Source organism: Moritella viscosa, assembly GCF_900120065.1.
Taxonomy (GTDB): domain Bacteria; phylum Pseudomonadota; class Gammaproteobacteria; order Enterobacterales; family Moritellaceae; genus Moritella; species Moritella viscosa.
The window spans coordinates 37,636-55,809 of sequence record NZ_FPLG01000099.1; the positions used below are offsets into that span (position 1 = coordinate 37,636).

At 41.6% G+C, this 18,174-nt stretch carries 13 protein-coding genes, 4 tRNA genes and 1 riboswitch; of the genes, 15 read left to right on the plus strand and 2 right to left on the minus strand.

Annotated features, from left to right (window positions below):
• Nucleotides 1-99 precede the first annotated feature (99 nt).
• Nucleotides 100-1,116 (plus strand): class II fructose-bisphosphatase, encoded by a 1,017-nt coding sequence (gene glpX, locus BT797_RS14895; protein ID WP_045108692.1) that lies wholly within the window; start codon nucleotides 100-102, stop codon nucleotides 1,114-1,116.
• An 80-nt stretch (nucleotides 1,117-1,196) separates the two neighbouring features.
• On the opposite strand, the gene BT797_RS14900 is transcribed toward glpX, so the two are convergent.
• Entirely contained in the window at nucleotides 1,197-2,255 is a 1,059-nt protein-coding gene (locus BT797_RS14900; protein ID WP_045108693.1) for a 3-deoxy-7-phosphoheptulonate synthase, read from the minus strand.
• A gap of 66 nt (nucleotides 2,256-2,321) precedes the next feature.
• Complete coding sequence (locus BT797_RS14905) at nucleotides 2,322-2,750, minus strand: GNAT family N-acetyltransferase (RefSeq protein ID WP_045108694.1); 429 nt, start codon at nucleotides 2,748-2,750, stop codon at nucleotides 2,322-2,324.
• Nucleotides 2,751-2,833: 83 nt separating this feature from the next.
• On the opposite strand from BT797_RS14905, the gene murB reads away from it, so the two are divergent.
• The 14 genes from murB (at nucleotide 2,834) to rpoC (ending at nucleotide 17,857) form a co-directional block, all read left to right on the plus strand.
• Complete coding sequence (gene murB, locus BT797_RS14910) at nucleotides 2,834-3,865, plus strand: UDP-N-acetylmuramate dehydrogenase (protein ID WP_075472665.1); 1,032 nt, start codon at nucleotides 2,834-2,836, stop codon at nucleotides 3,863-3,865.
• A 1-nt stretch (nucleotide 3,866) separates the two neighbouring features.
• Nucleotides 3,867-4,826: a bifunctional biotin--[acetyl-CoA-carboxylase] ligase/biotin operon repressor BirA gene (gene birA / locus BT797_RS14915; protein ID WP_170860773.1), complete on the plus strand. Its 960-nt coding sequence runs from the start codon at nucleotides 3,867-3,869 to the stop codon at nucleotides 4,824-4,826.
• Between the two features lie 150 nt (nucleotides 4,827-4,976).
• Nucleotides 4,977-5,052 (plus strand) — tRNA-Thr (locus tag BT797_RS14920).
• Nucleotides 5,053-5,080: 28 nt separating this feature from the next.
• A tRNA-Tyr gene (locus BT797_RS14925) sits at nucleotides 5,081-5,165 on the plus strand.
• A 19-nt stretch (nucleotides 5,166-5,184) separates the two neighbouring features.
• A tRNA-Gly gene (locus BT797_RS14930) sits at nucleotides 5,185-5,259 on the plus strand.
• Nucleotides 5,260-5,264: 5 nt separating this feature from the next.
• Nucleotides 5,265-5,340: transfer RNA gene (locus BT797_RS14935), tRNA-Thr, on the plus strand.
• Nucleotides 5,341-5,665: 325 nt separating this feature from the next.
• A complete protein-coding gene (secE, locus tag BT797_RS14940) occupies nucleotides 5,666-6,043 on the plus strand; it encodes a preprotein translocase subunit SecE (protein WP_045108696.1) in 378 nt (125 codons plus the stop codon).
• Nucleotides 6,044-6,047: 4 nt separating this feature from the next.
• A complete protein-coding gene (gene nusG / locus BT797_RS14945) occupies nucleotides 6,048-6,590 on the plus strand; it encodes a transcription termination/antitermination protein NusG (RefSeq protein ID WP_045108697.1) in 543 nt (180 codons plus the stop codon).
• Nucleotides 6,591-6,775: 185 nt separating this feature from the next.
• Complete coding sequence (gene rplK, locus BT797_RS14950) at nucleotides 6,776-7,204, plus strand: 50S ribosomal protein L11 (RefSeq protein ID WP_045108698.1); 429 nt, start codon at nucleotides 6,776-6,778, stop codon at nucleotides 7,202-7,204.
• A gap of 8 nt (nucleotides 7,205-7,212) precedes the next feature.
• Nucleotides 7,213-7,911 carry a 50S ribosomal protein L1 gene (gene rplA / locus BT797_RS14955; RefSeq protein WP_045108699.1) on the plus strand — a complete coding sequence of 233 codons (699 nt, stop codon included), beginning with the start codon at nucleotides 7,213-7,215 and terminating at the stop codon, nucleotides 7,909-7,911.
• Between the two features lie 374 nt (nucleotides 7,912-8,285).
• On the plus strand, nucleotides 8,286-8,789 hold the full coding sequence (gene rplJ, locus BT797_RS14960; protein ID WP_045108700.1) for a 50S ribosomal protein L10: 504 nt from the start codon (nucleotides 8,286-8,288) through the stop codon (nucleotides 8,787-8,789).
• Nucleotides 8,790-8,836: 47 nt separating this feature from the next.
• Complete coding sequence (gene rplL, locus BT797_RS14965) at nucleotides 8,837-9,202, plus strand: 50S ribosomal protein L7/L12 (protein ID WP_045108701.1); 366 nt, start codon at nucleotides 8,837-8,839, stop codon at nucleotides 9,200-9,202.
• 233 nt (nucleotides 9,203-9,435) lie between these two features.
• Nucleotides 9,436-13,473: a DNA-directed RNA polymerase subunit beta gene (gene rpoB, locus BT797_RS14970; protein ID WP_045108702.1), complete on the plus strand. Its 4,038-nt coding sequence runs from the start codon at nucleotides 9,436-9,438 to the stop codon at nucleotides 13,471-13,473.
• Nucleotides 13,474-13,573: 100 nt separating this feature from the next.
• On the plus strand, nucleotides 13,574-17,857 hold the full coding sequence (gene rpoC, locus BT797_RS14975; protein ID WP_045108703.1) for a DNA-directed RNA polymerase subunit beta': 4,284 nt from the start codon (nucleotides 13,574-13,576) through the stop codon (nucleotides 17,855-17,857).
• Nucleotides 17,858-18,004: 147 nt separating this feature from the next.
• Nucleotides 18,005-18,106: riboswitch (TPP riboswitch) on the plus strand.
• Nucleotides 18,107-18,174 lie beyond the last annotated feature (68 nt).

An 18,174-nucleotide genomic window follows, 5' to 3' on the forward strand; every position in this document is an offset into this window, starting at 1 on the left:
TAATGCTGTTGTATTGGGAGTTTTTATATTAATACTCCCAAATTGTAATTAGGTAGGTGGTGTTTTAAAATGTACCTACTTATATATAGGAGTTAAGAAATGAATCGTACACTTGCCATTGAATTTTCGCGTGTTGTTGAAGCCGCTGCTCTTGCCGGTTATAAATGGTTAGGCCGCGGTGATAAGAATATTGCTGATGGTGCTGCTGTTGAAGCTATGCGTGTGATGCTAAATAAAATCGATATTGATGGTGAAATAGTTATTGGTGAAGGCGAAATCGATGAAGCACCTATGCTGTATATTGGCGAAAAAGTCGGTACGAAAATAGCCGGAGCTGACGCTGTTGATATTGCTGTTGATCCGATTGAAGGTACGCGTATGACTGCAATGGGTCAATCCAATGCTGTTGCAGTATTGGCTGTCGGTGAAAAAGGCGCATTTCTAAAAGCTCCTGACATGTATATGGAGAAATTAGTCGTTGGTCCTGATGCTAAAGACGCCATTGATTTACGTTTATCCCTTGAAGACAATATACGTAATGTTGCTAACGCGTTAGATAAAGACATCAGTGATCTGACTGTGGTGACCTTAGCAAAACCCCGTCATGATGATAAAATCAAAGCCATGCAAGCAATGGGCGTACGTGTGTTTGCGTTACCCGATGGTGATGTTGCCGCGTCTATCTTGTGCTGTATGCCAGATAGTGACGTCGATATGATGTATTGTATTGGTGGTGCGCCTGAAGGTGTTATTTCTGCAGCTGCTATTCGCGCGATGGACGGTAACATGCAGGCGCGATTATTAGCGCGTCATGATGTGAAAGGTGATACTCCTGAAAACCGCGTGGCAGGTGAAATCGAAATTTCACGTTGTCAGGCATTAGGTTTGGTTGTTGGTGAGATCTTACCATTGGATAAATTAGCGAAAACCGATAATGTTATTTTTGCCGCAACAGGTATCACTAAAGGCGATCTTGTTGAAGGTGTGCAGCGTAAAGGTAATATTGCAACGACAGAAACTTTGGTTATTCGTGGTAAGTCGGGCACCATTCGTCGTATTCAATCAATACATATGCTTAATCGTAAAGGTGCCGATCTGCAAAGCATTATCTTATAGTTAATCACCATAGATGATGACATAACAAAAAGCCGCGTCATCATACGCGGCTTTTTAGTCTTTATAATATAGCGCTGAGCTTATGCGATAGCTAAACGATCACTTGCTGCTTGGGCAAGGTCCGCTAATAATTTTTCGGTGTCTTGCCAATGGATGCAAGCATCAGTAATGCTCTTACCATAAACTAAAGGCTCACCAGCAACGACAGCTTGGTTGCCTTCTTCAATGAAACTTTCTGCCATTATACCTGAAATTTGCATACTACCCGTACGCATTTGAGCCATTACATCTTCAGCTACGTTTAGCTGATTGGTGTGTACTTTCTGGCTATTACCATGGCTAAAATCAACAACGACAGACGGTGCTAAACCTGCATCACTTAATGCTTTGGTTGCAACGTCAATGTGTGATTTAGCATAGTTAGGTGTTTTACCACCACGCAAGATCACATGACCAAATGGATTGCCGTGTGTTTGATATACGGTCATCAAGCCATCTTTATCTGGAGAGTAAAAGATGTGTGGAACTTGTGCTGCACGTACGGCATCGATAGCAATTTTGGTATTGCCATCAGTCCCATTCTTGAAACCGACAGGACAAGACAAGGCTGAAGCCATTTCGCGATGAACTTGGCTTTCTGTGGTACGCGCGCCAATTGCACCCCAACTGATTAGGTCTGCAATGTATTGACCGTTAACCATATCTAAAAATTCGGTCGCGATTGGTAAACCGATTTCAGTAATATCAACGAGTAATTTACGTGCTAAGCGTAAGCCTTTGTTCGCTTTGTATTGACCGTTTAAGTCAGGATCACTGATTAAACCTTTCCAGCCCACAATAGTACGTGGTTTTTCAAAGTACACACGCATTGCAATAACTAAGCTGCTTTTATACTGCTCTTGCAATGGTTTTAGACGGCGAGCGTAATCTAACGCCGCACTAGTATCATGAATTGAGCAAGGGCCGATGATAACCAGTAGGCGTTTGTCTTTGCCTTCAATAATCGCTTCGATTTCACGACGGTTATTTATTAGCTGTTTTGCAGCGTTATCAGATAATGGAAACTCTTTAACCAGTTGACTTGGAGTGATCACCTGGTCGATATAGGTAGTTCTAAGTTCGTCTGTTTTAATTGTCATGATGTCTATTAATCTAAATATGGGCTGTGATCAGCTTAACGTAATTTCACTTTATTATAAAGATAATCAGATGTCAGCTTGATTCGAATCATTAAATCCTAATAACAGCAGCCGTTTACCCTGTTTTTGATAGGCTAAAAAACGTTGCTGAATATCGTTCGGTGCTTGCGTTGTTGGATAGAAGTCATGCTGACAATAAAATGGTTCAAGATGGGGCAAGGCAAAAGTAAACGTCTTATTATTCTGAAATTGAGGCCGCATATGCTGTAAAATAAGGTGACCAAGTCGCTGACCACGGTGAGCGGGAGCGACCAACATTCCTGTTAGTAAAAATAATTCACCAATAGGGCGCAGTCGCGCGCAAGCCACAATGCTATTTCCCTCTTTTAATACCGCAATACGTTCGGCTTTATTGGGCCTTGAATAGGGCAAATATTGCTTATAAAAGGGCTTTACTAACGGGTTCTCTATTTTTTTTAACCATTGAAACTGCATGTTGTTGCCTTTTATTATTCGGTTTTGCATGTAGATACGTTATTATCTGCAGTGAATTATGCCTTATGAGTGTTAATTATTTCATGCAAATACTAAAAAATCACAATTTAAAACCTTATACCAGCTTTGGTGTTGATGCTTATGCCACGCAGTTTGTTACGGTGACCACCTTAAGTGAGCTTAAGTTAGCACTGCAGATCCCTGCGCCTCAACGGTTAATTCTTGGTGGTGGTAGTAATTTATTATTTTGTGATAATTTTGATGGACTCGTTATCCGTATTTGTTTGACGGGTATAGCGGTGAATGAATCGGCAGATGATATGGTTTGTTTACATGTGGCGGCAGGTGAAAATTGGCATGAGTTTGTGCAATGGACACTAACCCAAGGCTATGATGGATTAGAAAATCTGGCGTTGATCCCTGGTGTCGTTGGTGCCGCCCCAGTACAAAATATTGGTGCTTATGGCGTTGAATTAAAGGATGTCTGTGATTATGTTGATGTACTTGATATCGAGACACTAACGGTACATCGCTATGCACCAGAAGAATGTCAGTTTGGTTATCGTGACAGTGTTTTCAAAGGTAAACTTAAAGATAGTGCTGTGATCATTGCTGTTGGTATTAAACTACACAAACCTTGGATTGCCAAAATTAATTATGGACCATTATCGAGTTTAGGGAATGGGGCCTCGGCATTAGCGATTTTTAAACAGGTTTGCATTACACGCCAACAAAAATTACCGGATCCGCATAAGCTCGGCAATGCAGGTAGTTTTTTTAAAAACCCGATTATCAAGAAGGCACAATTTAACGCTATCGTAGCTAAGTATCCTAACATCCCCCATTATCCAGCCGGTGATGATATTAAATTAGCCGCAGGCTGGTTAATTGATCAATGCCATTTAAAGGGTTATCAGCAGGGGGGAGCTCAAGTACATACAGAGCAAGCGCTTGTTATTGTTAATACGGGTTCTGCAACTGCTGGCGACATTATTACACTCGCAAAGCATATCCAAATAACAGTGATGGCGCGCTTTTCTGTTGAATTGCAGCATGAGGTTCGCTTTATAGGGCGTGATGGCGAAACTAATTTAGCGGAGGTGAGCCGTGGTTAATATGACGGTATCAAGACAGCAACTGATCCGTTTACTGGCTGATGGTGAATTTCATTCTGGTGAAGCGTTGGGTGAAAGCCTAGGCGTTAGTCGTATGGCGGTAAGTAAACAGATCAAGGTATTAGAAAGTATTGGCCTAGATGTATTTAAAGTGACAGGTAAGGGTTATAAGCTTTCTGCGCCTTTACAATTACTCGATGCTCAATTGATTGCAGACGGTAGTGGTGTCAACATTGAAAGTCATCAAGTGCTTGGCTCGACCAATCAACATTTATTGGATAAAGCGGCGTTATTAACCAAAGGGCACAGTTGTTTTGCCGAATATCAGACTGCTGGGCGAGGACGCCGTGGTAAAAAGTGGGTGTCTCCTTATGGTTCACACCTCTATACAAGTACCTACTGGAGTTTAGATGCCGGTATTCAAGCTGCATCGGGGCTGAGTTTAGTGATTGGTATAGCTGTCGCGCGTACATTAACAGATCTTGGTATTGCTAGTACCCAATTGAAATGGCCAAATGATGTATACGTGGATGGTAAAAAGATTGCTGGTGTACTGGTTGAGATTATTGCGACGGCAGGTGGTGAGTGTCATTTAGTCATTGGCCTGGGTTTAAACGTGAATATGCCATTACAAGCCGGATTGGAAATTGATCAAGCTTGGACGGATATAAACCAGCAATTACCAAACCTACTTGATCGTAATGAATTAGCCACGCGCTATTTAACACACCTAATCAAAGTATTAACTGATTTTGAGCAGTTTGGTTTTGGATATTTTGTGGAAGAATGGAACAATTGTGATGCATTTAAAGATTGTCCCGTGCTCGTGAGCGTCGGAAATAAGAAAAAATACGGTATTGCGAAAGGAATTGATCAAAGTGGTGCATTATTACTAGAAATTAATGGCGTCATTAGTCCGCAAATTGGTGGTGAAGTATCGTTACGACGTGCAGATATTTAATCTAATATTAAGCTTATTAATAAATGTTAGTCGAAGCTTAGTCGAAATGGCTAATATTTCACCATGTAAACAAAAAAGAACTGCTTTTTATCGATTAAGGTTGCAAGAGGTAGGGGGTTACTCTAATATCTCTCCTCGTTAAGTGACGCCGCCGACTTAGCTCAGTAGGTAGAGCAACTGACTTGTAATCAGTAGGTCGCCAGTTCGACTCCGGCAGTCGGCACCATTTAACTCGTTACTGAAGTACAATATGTGGAGGGGTTCCCGAGTGGCCAAAGGGATCAGACTGTAAATCTGACGGCTCAGCCTTCGAAGGTTCGAATCCTTCTCCCTCCACCACTTTGTATTCAGGGCGCATGCGGGCGTCGTATAATGGCTATTACTCCAGCCTTCCAAGCTGATAATGCGGGTTCGATTCCCGCCGCCCGCTCCAAATTCGCTGATATGGCTCAGTCGGTAGAGCGCATCCTTGGTAAGGATGAGGTCCCCAGTTCGATTCTGGGTATCAGCACCATTTTTCAGGTCAATTATTTCTTCTTCTCTATATTCTCCATACCAAATAACGATACCTTAAAAATAATCAAGATTTAAAAATCAAAAGATAAATTTAGTTAAAACGAATTTAAGCTATTTGTAATTCAAATATTATTCATAATTTTTTACGAATAACTTGCATGAAAAACGAAAGCCCCTATAATTAGGTGCTCCGTTTGTAGGGGTAGCTCCAATTGGTAGAAAGGCGGTCTCCAAACCTATGTTTGTGAGTACGATTATCTCCCTCCTGCCACTGTCATCACCGTGTAACAGCGGATTTTTTTGTCTTAAGGTACAGGTTAAGTATGACTTCAAATACTGAAAACCAAGGAAAAGCTCTAGAAACCGTAAAATGGGTACTAGTTGCACTAATTCTAATTGGCACAGTTATTGGTAACAATATTTTTAGTGAAGAATCAGTGTTAATCCGCGCAGTTGCTGTAATTATTGCCGCTGTTATTGCTGGTGGCATTGCATTGCAGACAAGTAAAGGGCGCAATGCGCTTGAATTTGCATCTGAATCAAGAACAGAAGTACGTAAAGTAGTTTGGCCTACACGCCAAGAGGCGATCCAAACTACACTTATCGTATTAGTTGTTACTGCTATTATGGCGTTAGTGCTATGGGGATTAGATGGTATTCTAGTTCGTGTAGTGGCATTTATCACAGATGTAAAGGTATAAGTTCATGTCTGAACAGAAAATGAGATGGTACGTAGTTCAAGCCTTTTCCGGTTTTGAAGGTCGTGTTCAAAAAACATTACTTGAACATATTAAGATCCATGAAATGGAAGAATATTTCGGTGAAATACTTGTTCCTACGGAAGAAGTTGTTGAAATGCGTGCCGGTCAACGTCGCAAGAGTGAACGTAAGTTCTTTCCTGGCTACGTTTTAGTTCAAATGGTAATGAACGATGAATCATGGCATTTGGTAAGCAGTTTACCGCGTGTACTTGGTTTCATTGGTGGTACTAAAGAGCGTCCAGCTCCAATCACCCAAAAAGAAGCTGACCGCATTCTTAACCGTCTTCAGGACGCGATTGATAAGCCGCGTCCTAAAACGCTATTTGAAGTGGGTGAAGTGGTTCGTGTATCAGACGGCCCATTCGCAGACTTTAACGGTGTTGTAGAAGAAGTAGACTATGAAAAGAGTCGCTTAAAAGTTTCTGTATTGATCTTCGGTCGTTCTACTCCGGTTGAATTAGATTTCGGTCAAGTAGAAAAAGGCTAATGCCATTAACCTATTAGGTTAATGGTTAGGTCAAAGAAAATAAAATTAGCATTTTATTGAATGAAATTTCAACAAAATGCTTGGCAAGGGCAGCGATTATATCTATAATTCGCTGCCCTTGTTTTTCGGGAAGCTTGTATTCATGTCGGATACAGCGTTCGCACCCATATTTAAGGTAAATTAAAATGGCTAAAAAAGTTACTGCATATATTAAGCTGCAAGTTTCAGCTGGTATGGCGAATCCTAGTCCACCGGTTGGTCCTGCACTTGGTCAACACGGTGTTAACATCATGGAATTCTGTAAAGCGTTCAACGCAAAAACAGATTCTGTAGAGAAGGGTTCACCGACTCCTGTTGTTATCACAGTTTATTCTGATCGTTCGTTCACGTTCGTAACAAAGACTTCTCCAGCATCTTTCTTACTTAAGAAAGCGGCAGGCATCAAGTCTGGTTCTGGTCGTCCTAACACTGAGAAAGTGGGTACTGTTACTCGCGCTCAGCTGGAAGAGATCTCTAACACTAAACAACCAGACCTTACGGGCGCTGATCTAGAAGCTATGGTTCGCACTATTGCTGGTACAGCTCGCTCAATGGGCTTGAACGTAGAAGGATAATACTGATCATGGCTAAACTTTCTAAACGTATGCGTACGATCCGCGAAAAAGTGGAATCTACAAAAGCTTACGAAATCAACGAAGCTGTTGAACTTCTTAAAGAATTAGCATCTGCTAAATTCAAAGAAAGCATCGACGTTTCTGTAAACCTAGGTATTGATTCACGTAAATCTGACCAAAACGTTCGTGGCGCTACTGTGCTACCACACGGTACTGGTCGTGAAGTACGTGTTGCAGTATTTACACAAGGTGCTAACGCTGAAGCGGCTAAAGCTGCTGGCGCTGACATCGTAGGTATGGACGATCTAGCTGCACAAGTTAAAGCCGGTGAGCTTAACTTTGATGTTGTTATCGCATCTCCAGACGCTATGCGTGTTGTTGGTCAACTAGGTCAAATCCTAGGTCCACGTGGTTTAATGCCAAACCCTAAAGTTGGTACTGTAACTCCTGACGTTGCGACTGCAGTTAAAAATGCTAAGTCTGGTCAAGTTCGTTACCGTAACGACAAAGCTGGTATCATCCACACTACTATCGGTAAAGTGGATTTTGAAGCAGCGCAAATCAAGGAAAACCTTGAAGCTCTACTTAAAGCATTAAGCAAGTCAAAGCCTGCTTCTGCTAAAGGTCAATTCATCAAGAAGATCAGCCTATCTACTACGATGGGTGCTGGTCTAACTGTTGATGTTGCAACTGTAGAGACTAAATAATTTACAGGAAGCAATTTATTTAGTATAATTTGCTTCCTTAAAATTAGTAGGTTGGTTAATACTAGTTTATTAGCATTAACGGATTTACAAAAAATGTGGGTTGAAGTGAGTAAATTGAGTTTAATACTTAATTTGGTTCACTTCCGTCCAAGACCGTAGGAGTTGTACTTACATTGTAAGCATAACTTAATAATGATCGGCTATTTTAGTTAATACTTGATCTTTCCTACGTAGATGGTGCAGGACCTCTGAAGAATTTATTTTTTTCTGGAATCCAAGCCGTAATGGTTCGACTTATATTACTGCCAAAAGCAAGATATTGGTCGGAAATTTTAAATACCGATTTTTTTCGGTTTTATCCAGGAGTATAGACCATGGCATTAGGTCTCGACGACAAAAAAGCAATTGTTGCTGAAGTCAACGAAGCTGCCAAGGCTGCGCTTTCTGCAGTAGTTGCTGATTCACGTGGCGTTACTGTAGGTGCAATGACTGGTCTTCGTAAGCTTGCTCGTGAGAATGGCGTCTACATCCGTGTAGTACGTAACACTCTTATGAAGCGTGCTGTTGAAGGTACGGATTTTGCGTGCCTTAACGAAGTATTTACCGGTCCAACTCTGATCGCATTCTCTAATGAGCACCCAGGTGCTGCAGCTCGTCTTTTAAAAGACTTCGCTGCACAAGAAGAATCTTTCGAAGTTAAAGCGTTAGCATTTGAAGGCGAATTTATCGGTGCAGAAAACATTGATAAACTAGCTAAACTACCAACATACGACGAAGCAATTGCTCAGTTAATGATGACTATGAAAGAAGCATCAGCTGGCAAACTTGTACGTACATTGGCTGCTTTACGCGATCAAAAAGAGCAAGAAGCTGCTTAATTTAGCCGCTTTGTCTAAAATAAATTTTAATATATTAGGAATGACACATGTCTATCACTAAAGACCAAATCATCGACGCAATTGCTGAACTTTCTGTTATGGAAGTTGTTGAATTAATCGAAGCAATGGAAGAAAAATTCGGCGTATCAGCTGCAGCTGCAGTTGTTGCTGGCGGCGGCGCTGCTGCTGCTGAAGAAGAGCAAACTGAATTCGACGTAATTCTTGCTTCTTTCGGCGAAAACAAAGTTAAAGCTATTAAAGCTGTTCGTGGCGCTACAGGTCTAGGTCTTAAAGAAGCTAAAGGTGTTGTTGAATCTGCACCAGTAGCTCTTAAAGAAGGCGTAGAAAAAGCTGAAGCTGAAGAACTTAAGAAAGTTCTAGAAGAAGCTGGTTGTACTGTTGAGATCAAATAGTCTATTCTTAAATAGATTATTGCCCTCATAAGGCATTGGCTGGTGATTTTTTAATCGCCGGCCTTTTTGCGCTATAGGATGTTTGGAAATTTCACATCATTTCAACCAAAATTCTGCGCACTGTTTAGAGCAATTCTTTTGTTCGAGACAGGATAAAAAACATATAATGATGTTGTTAGAGCTGTCCTTATTCAGGGCAGAGTGGGTCACTTATCAGCGAGCTGAGGAACCAAATGGTTTACTCTAATACCGAAAAAAAACGTATCCGTAAAGACTTTGGTAAAAGTGCACCAGTTGTGGCTAAACCGCAAATGTTGGCTATCCAAACTAGCTCTTTTAAAAAGTTTTTAGAAATGGATCACACAGGTGAATACGGCCTGGAAGCAGCATTCCGTAGCGTGTTCCCTATTAAAAGTTACTCTGGAACTTCAGAACTTCAATATGTATCGTACCGTCTAGGTGAACCAGTATTTGACGTTAAAGAATGTCAAATCCGTGGTGTTACTTATTCTGCACCGCTGCGTGTTAAATTACGTCTTGTATTATACGATCGTGATGCACCAGCTGGTACTATTAAAGATATCAAAGAACAAGAAGTCTACATGGGTGAAATCCCATTAATGACTGATACTGGTACTTTTGTTATCAATGGTACAGAGCGTGTTATCGTATCTCAGTTACACCGTAGTCCTGGTGTATTCTTCGATCACGACAAGGGTAAAACTCATTCATCAGGTAAAGTATTATATAACGCACGCGTTATTCCTTACCGTGGTTCATGGTTAGACTTTGAATTCGATCCGAAAGATAGTTTATTCGTTCGTATTGACCGTCGTCGTAAATTACCATCATCAATTATTCTTCGTGCACTAGAGTTCACGACGGAAGAAATCTTAGCAATCTTCTTTGATACTACACGTTTTGAAGTTAAAGATGGCAAGTTATTGATGGAACTAATGCCAGATCGTCTACGTGGCGAAACTGCGGCATTTGACATTATTGCTAACGGTGAAGTATACGTTGAAAATGGTCGTCGTGTTACAGCTCGTCATATCAAGAAATTTGAAAAAGACGGCGTAACAGAGATCGAAGTACCATTAGAGTATATCGCTGGTAAAGTTGCCTCTAAAGATTACGTTAATGAAGAAACAGGCGAAGTGATTGTTGCAGCGAATGCTGAACTAACACTAGAATCTGTTGCTGAATTGTCTCAAGCTGGTATCAAGGTAATTGATGTTCTTTATACGAACGACCTTGATGTAGGTAGTTATATGTCTGACACATTACGTGTTGACTCAACTACTAACAAACTTGAAGCGTTAGTTGAAATCTACCGCATGATGCGTCCTGGTGAACCACCAACGCGTGAAGCGGCTGAAGGTCTTTTCCAAAATCTATTCTTCGCAGAAGAACGTTATGATCTATCTACTGTAGGTCGTATGAAGTTCAACCGCCGTATTGGCCGCGAAGAAGATACTGGCTCAGGCATTCTGAATAAAGCAGATATTGTTGAAGTGATGAAAACTTTGATTAATATCCGTAACGGTAAAGGCGAAGTTGATGATATCGATCACCTTGGCAACCGTCGTATTCGTTCAGTTGGCGAAATGGCAGAAAACCAATTCCGTGTTGGTTTAGTTCGTGTAGAACGTGCTGTTCGTGAACGTCTAAGTCTTGGTGATCTTGATGCAGTAATGCCACAAGATTTAATCAATGCTAAGCCGATTTCAGCTGCGATTAAAGAGTTCTTTGGTTCATCACAACTGTCTCAGTTCATGGATCAAAATAACCCATTGTCAGAAGTGACGCACAAACGTCGTATTTCTGCATTAGGTCCTGGTGGTCTAACACGTGAACGTGCTGGTTTTGAGGTACGTGACGTACATCCAACTCACTACGGTCGTTTATGTCCGATTGAGACTCCAGAGGGACCAAACATTGGTCTAATTAACTCACTAGCTGTATTTGCCCGTACTAACGATTATGGTTTCTTAGAAACGCCATTCCGTAAAGTAATCAACGGTAAAGTCACTAATGACGTTCAATACCTTTCAGCTATCGAAGAAGGTCTGTATGCAGTAGCACAGGCTAACGCAACTATCGATACTAACGGTGTATTACAAGATGAATTTATTCCATGTCGTCACAAAGGTGAAACAACCTTTATGTCTTCGGATCAAATTCAGTATATGGACGTATCTCCACAGCAAATTATTTCTGTGGCGGCATCGCTAATTCCGTTCCTAGAACACGATGATGCTAACCGTGCATTGATGGGTGCGAACATGCAACGTCAAGCAGTACCAACACTAAATGCTGATAAGCCATTAGTGGGTACTGGTATCGAACGCGCGGTAGCAATCGATTCTGGTGTAACTGTTGTTGCAAAACGTGGCGGTTCAATCGACTATGCTGATGCAAGTCGTATCATCGTTAAAGTTAACGAAGATGAACTAGTACCTGGTGAAGCGGGTATTGATATCTACACGCTAACTAAGTACACACGTTCGAACCAAAACACATGTATTAACCAACGCCCAACAGTATTAACTGGTGAAGCTGTGGTTAAAGGTGATGTGCTTGCTGACGGTCCTTCAACAGACCTTGGTGAATTGGCTCTTGGCCAAAACATGCGTATCGCATTCATGCCTTGGAATGGTTACAACTTCGAGGATTCAATCCTTGTATCTGAACGTGTTGTAAAAGAAGATCGTCTAACGACTATCCACATTCAAGAATTATCATCGATTGCGCGTGATACTAAACTTGGTAGCGAAGAGATTACTGCGGACATCCCTAACGTGGGTGAAAGTGCATTATCTAAGCTAGATGAGTCTGGTATCGTTTACGTTGGTGCTGAAGTTAAGCCGGGTGATATCCTGGTAGGTAAAGTAACCCCTAAAGGTGAAACACAATTAACGCCTGAAGAAAAGCTTCTACGAGCTATCTTCGGTGAAAAAGCATCAGATGTGAAAGACAGTTCATTACGTGTACCTAACTCTGTTTACGGTACTGTAATTGACGTGCAAGTATTTACCCGTGATGGCGTAGATAAAGATAAACGTGCACAAGACATCGAACAGATGCAATTACGTGAAGCGAAAAAAGATTTAACTGAAGAATTATCTATCTTCGAAGAAAGCTTATTCGGTCGCGTTAAATCTCTATTACTTACTGCAGGTAAAACGGAAGAGCAACTTAATGCTGTTTCTCGCGCACAATGGTTAGAGATTGTTCTTGCTGATGAAGAACAACAGACTCAATTAGAAGGCTTAGCTAAGCAACATGATGAGCTAAGAGCTGACTTTGATTCTAAGTTTGATATCAAACGCCGTAAAATTACCCAAGGTGATGACTTAGCACCGGGTGTACTTAAGATTGTTAAAGTATACCTAGCTGTTAAACGTCGTATCCAACCGGGTGATAAGATGGCCGGTCGTCATGGTAACAAAGGTGTGATCTCAACAATCGTTCCTATTGAAGACATGCCACACGATAAGTTTGGTGAGCCAGTTGATATCGTACTGAACCCACTGGGTGTACCATCGCGTATGAACATCGGTCAGGTACTTGAAGTTCACTTGGGCCTTGCTGCTCGTGGTATCGGTAGTAAAATCGATAACATGATTAAAGAGCAACAAGATCTTGCTAAGATCCGTGAATTTATGCAAAAAGCATACGATATCGGTGATTCGCATCAGAAAGTTGATTTATCAACTTATTCTGATGAGCAAGTTCGTGTTCTTGCGCATAACTTACGTAAAGGTCTGCCAATGGCAACACCTGCGTTTGATGGTGCTGCAGAAGCTGAAATCAAAGAAATGCTTAAACTGGCTGATTTACCAGAATCTGGCCAATTAGAGTTATTCGATGGCCGTACTGGTGACCTATTCGAACGTCCAGTTACCGTTGGTTACATGTACATGCTGAAACTGAATCACTTGGTTGATGACAAGATGCATGCACGTTCTACCGGTTCTTACAGCTTAGTTACTCAGCAGCCGCTGGGTGGTAAAGCTCAGTTCGGTGGTCAGCGTTTCGGTGAGATGGAAGTATGGGCTCTGGAAGCATACGGTGCAGCATATACTCTACAAGAGATGCTAACTGTTAAGTCTGATGACGTGAATGGTCGTACTAAGATGTATAAAAACATCGTAGACGGCGATCATCGTATGGACCCAGGTATGCCTGAATCATTCAACGTATTGTTGAAAGAGATCCGCTCATTGGGTATCAACATCGAACTAGATGAAAACAAAGGTAAGAAATAAGCTCTTTTTAAGAGATTATTCAGACTTTTGAATTAGCATTGCGCCTCGACTCATTTTGTGAGTTGAGGCTGCGTAGTTTTCACTCCCAGTGGAGAAAAACGTGAAAGACTTATTAAAGTTTCTAAAACAGCAAGGTAAGACCGAAGAGTTCGATGGTATCAAGATTGGTCTAGCTTCTCCGGAACAGATCCGTTCTTGGTCTTTTGGTGAAGTTAAAAAGCCAGAAACCATCAACTACCGTACCTTCAAACCTGAGCGTGACGGTTTATTCTGTGCGCGTATTTTCGGCCCAGTAAAAGATTACGAATGTCTTTGCGGAAAATATAAGCGTCTGAAGCACCGTGGTGTTATCTGTGAAAAATGTGGCGTAGAAGTAACGCAAACTAAAGTTCGTCGTGACCGTATGGGCCACATCGAATTAGCGTCTCCTGTTGCACACATTTGGTTCTTGAAATCATTACCATCTCGCATCGGTCTATTACTAGACATGACGCTACGTGATATCGAACGTATTCTTTACTTCGAATCATATGTTGTTATCGAACCTGGTATGACTTCGCTAGAGCGTGGCATGATGCTGACTGAAGAGCAGTATCTTGACAACCTAGAAGAATGGGGTGATGAATTTGATGCGAAGATGGGTGCAGAAGCTGTACTTTCTTTGTTACAAGATCTAAACCTAAGCCAAGACATTGAAGAAATGCGTGAAGAATTAGAGACTACAAACTCTGAAACTAAACGTAAGAAGATCACTAAACGTCTTAAACTAATGGAAGCATTCGCTGTATCTGGTAACAAACCAGAGTGGATGATCATGAACGTACTGCCGGTATTACCGCCAGATCTTCGTCCATTAGTTCCACTAGATGGTGGCCGTTTTGCGACTTCTGATCTAAATGACCTTTACCGTCGTGTGATCAACCGTAATAACCGTCTAAAACGCCTATTAGATCTAGCTGCACCAGATATCATCGTACGTAATGAAAAACGTATGTTACAAGAATCTGTTGATGCACTATTAGATAATGGTCGTCGTGGTCGTGCGATTACAGGTTCTAACAAACGTCCTCTTAAATCTCTTGCTGATATGATCAAGGGTAAACAAGGTCGTTTCCGTCAGAATCTACTTGGTAAACGTGTGGATTACTCTGGTCGTTCTGTAATTACAGTTGGACCAACGCTACGCTTACACCAATGTGGTCTACCTAAGAAAATGGCACTTGAGCTATTCAAGCCATTCATCTACGGTAAATTAGAATCACTTGGTTTTGCTACAACGATTAAAGCAGCTAAGAAAATGGTTGAACGCGAAGGCGCTGAAGTTTGGGATATCCTAGACGGCGTGATCCGCGAACATCCAGTAATGCTTAACCGTGCACCAACTCTTCATAGACTTGGTATTCAAGCATTCGAACCTGTTCTAATTGAAGGTAAAGCGATTCAGTTACACCCATTAGTATGTTCTGCATACAACGCCGATTTCGATGGCGATCAGATGGCTGTACACGTACCGTTAACAATTGAAGCTCAATTGGAAGCGCGTACACTGATGATGTCTACGAATAACATTCTTTCACCTGCGAATGGTGAACCGGTTATCGTACCTTCTCAAGACGTTGTATTAGGTCTTTACTACATGACTCGTTCTGGCGTTGCTGCTAAGGGTGAAGGCATGGTATTAGGTAGCCCTGAAGAAGCTGAAAAGCTTTATCGCAGCCACCTTGTTGAGCTACATGCACGTGTTAAAGTACGTATTACTGAACATCTTAAAGATGAAGACACTGGTGAAGTTACAGTTCGCACTGAACTGAAAAACACAACAGTTGGTCGTGCGATCCTTTCGTTAGTAGCACCTAAAGGTCTACCATATGAATTAATCGATCCGGCTAAAACTTTATCTGCTGAAGAAGAAGCGAAACTTGAAGCGAATCCAGCTAACTGGATCCTGAAAGTATCTAACGAAGCGTTAGGTAAAAAGCAGATCTCTAAGCTACTGAATGACTGTTACCGTCTATTAGGTCTGAAAGATACTGTTGTTTTCGCTGATCAACTAATGTACACCGGTTTCCATTACGCTGCACTTTCTGGTGCATCTGTTGGTATCGATGACATGGTTATTCCTGACGCGAAGAAAACGCTAATTGATGAAGCTGAAGTTGAAGTAACTCAAATTCAAGAGCAATTCCAATCAGGTCTTGTTACTGCGGGTGAGCGTTACAATAAAGTTATTGATATTTGGGCGCGTGCCAATGAGCATATCTCAAAAGCAATGATGGATAACTTGTCTACAGAAACTAAAGTTAACTCTTTAGGTGATACTGAGACACAGAAATCTTTCAACAGCATTTACATGATGGCCGATTCTGGTGCTCGTGGTAGTGCGGCACAGATTCGTCAGCTAGCTGGTATGCGTGGTCTGATGGCGAAACCGGATGGTTCAATTATTGAAACACCGATTACCGCTAACTTCCGTGAAGGTCTAAACGTACTTCAGTACTTCATCTCAACGCATGGTGCGCGTAAAGGTCTAGCCGATACAGCACTTAAAACAGCAAACTCGGGTTACCTAACTCGTCGTCTTGTTGACGTTGCACAAGATCTTGTAATTAACGAGATTGATTGTGGTACTGAAAATGGTCTAATCATTACTCCTCATATTGAAGGTGGTGATGTTGTTGAACCATTACGCGATCGTGTTCTTGGTCGTGTTGTTGCTGAAGATGTATTAAAACCTGGTTCTGACGAAGTTCTATTACCACGTAATACATTACTTGATGAAAAACTTTGTGATTTCTTAGAAGAGCACTCAGTTGATCAAATGAAAGTACGCTCTGTAATTACTTGTGACAATGACTTCGGTGTTTGTGCAGCTTGTTACGGTCGTGATTTAGCACGTGGTGTTATGGTTGGTCAAGGTGAAGCAGTTGGTGTTGTTGCAGCACAATCAATTGGTGAACCTGGTACACAGTTAACGATGCGTACATTCCACATTGGTGGTGCGGCATCGAGAGCCTCTGCAGAAAATAATATCCAAGTGAAAAACACGGGTACTATTAAGTTCCATAACGAAAAATTCGTTGAGAACGCAGATGGCAAACTGGTTATTACTTCACGTTCATCAGAAATTACGATTATTGATGAAAACGGTCGTACTAAAGAAAGCCATAAATTACCTTACGGTTCTGTTGTTGAATATAAAGACGGCGCAGCTGTTGAGTCTGGTAGCATTATTGCTAACTGGGACCCGCATACTCACCCAATCATCACCGAGGTGGCAGGTCAAATTAAGTTTGTTGACTTAATTGATAGTATCACGGTTACTAAGCAAACTGATGATCTAACTGGTCTATCTAGCACGGTAATTCTGGATCCTGCAGCACGTGTTGCCGCTGGTAAAGATTTACGTCCTATGGTTAAACTTGTTGATGCAGCAGGTAATGATTTATTCATTCCTGGTACAGAAGTTATTGCACAATACTTCTTACCTTCAAATGCAATCGTTAACTTAGAAGATGGCGCATTAGTGACTATTGGTGAAGCGTTAGCGCGTATTCCTCAAGAAAGCTCGAAAACACGTGATATTACGGGTGGTCTACCACGCGTAGCGGATCTGTTTGAAGCTCGTCAGCCAAAAGATGCTGCTATTTTAGCGGAAATCTCAGGTACTATTAGTTTCGGTAAAGAAACTAAAGGTAAACGTCGTCTAGTTATCACACCTACTGATGGTGCTGAAGCTTACGAAGAGATGATCCCTAAATGGCGTCACTTGAACGTGTTCGAAGGTGAGAAGGTTGCTAAAGGTGAAGTTATCGCCGATGGTCCTGAATCAGCACACGATATTCTACGTCTACGTGGTATTAGCCATGTTGCGAACTATATCGCGAACGAAGTTCAAGAAGTATACCGTTTACAAGGCGTAAAGATTAACGATAAGCACATTGAAACTATCGTTCGTCAAATGCTACGTAAAGCTAACGTAATCTCTGCTGGTGATAGTAACTTCTTACCAGGTGAGCAAGCTGAAGTTTCACGTCTGAAAATTGCTAACCGTCAGCTAGAAGCTGAAGGCAAGCAACCAGCCGTGTTCCAACACATGCTTATGGGTATTACTAAAGCGTCTCTTGCAACTGAATCATTTATCTCAGCTGCATCGTTCCAAGAAACAACACGTGTTCTAACAGACGCTGCTGTTCATGGTAAGATTGATGACCTTCGTGGTCTGAAAGAGAACGTTATCGTTGGTCGTCTGATCCCTGCAGGTACAGGCTTCTCTTATCACCAAGAACGTGCGAAAAAACGTGCTGGTAAAGTAGAAGAAGTAATGCAAGAAATCACTACTGATGAAGCTGAACAGAACTTAGCAAACCTACTAAATAACCTTTAATTGATTTGCTGAATGCAATTAAAGTCGTGTGTAAGTGATGACAGACCCACTGATTCACTTACACATAGTTATTAGATAGTAAAGGCGCCCTTTTATAGGGCGCTTTTTTTTGCTTGTTTTTTAGCGCAATACCAGTCTATACTCCGATACATCTTGTCGGAGTGCTTTAGGGCTGAGACCATTTAATAATGGGATCCGTGGAACCTGATCAGGCTAATACCTGCGTGAGGAAACAAGAGTGATTAATATGAATATTATTCGTGTGATTGTAAGCTAGCCATAGGGAAATCAGGCCGCTTACTGTTACATTTACGATC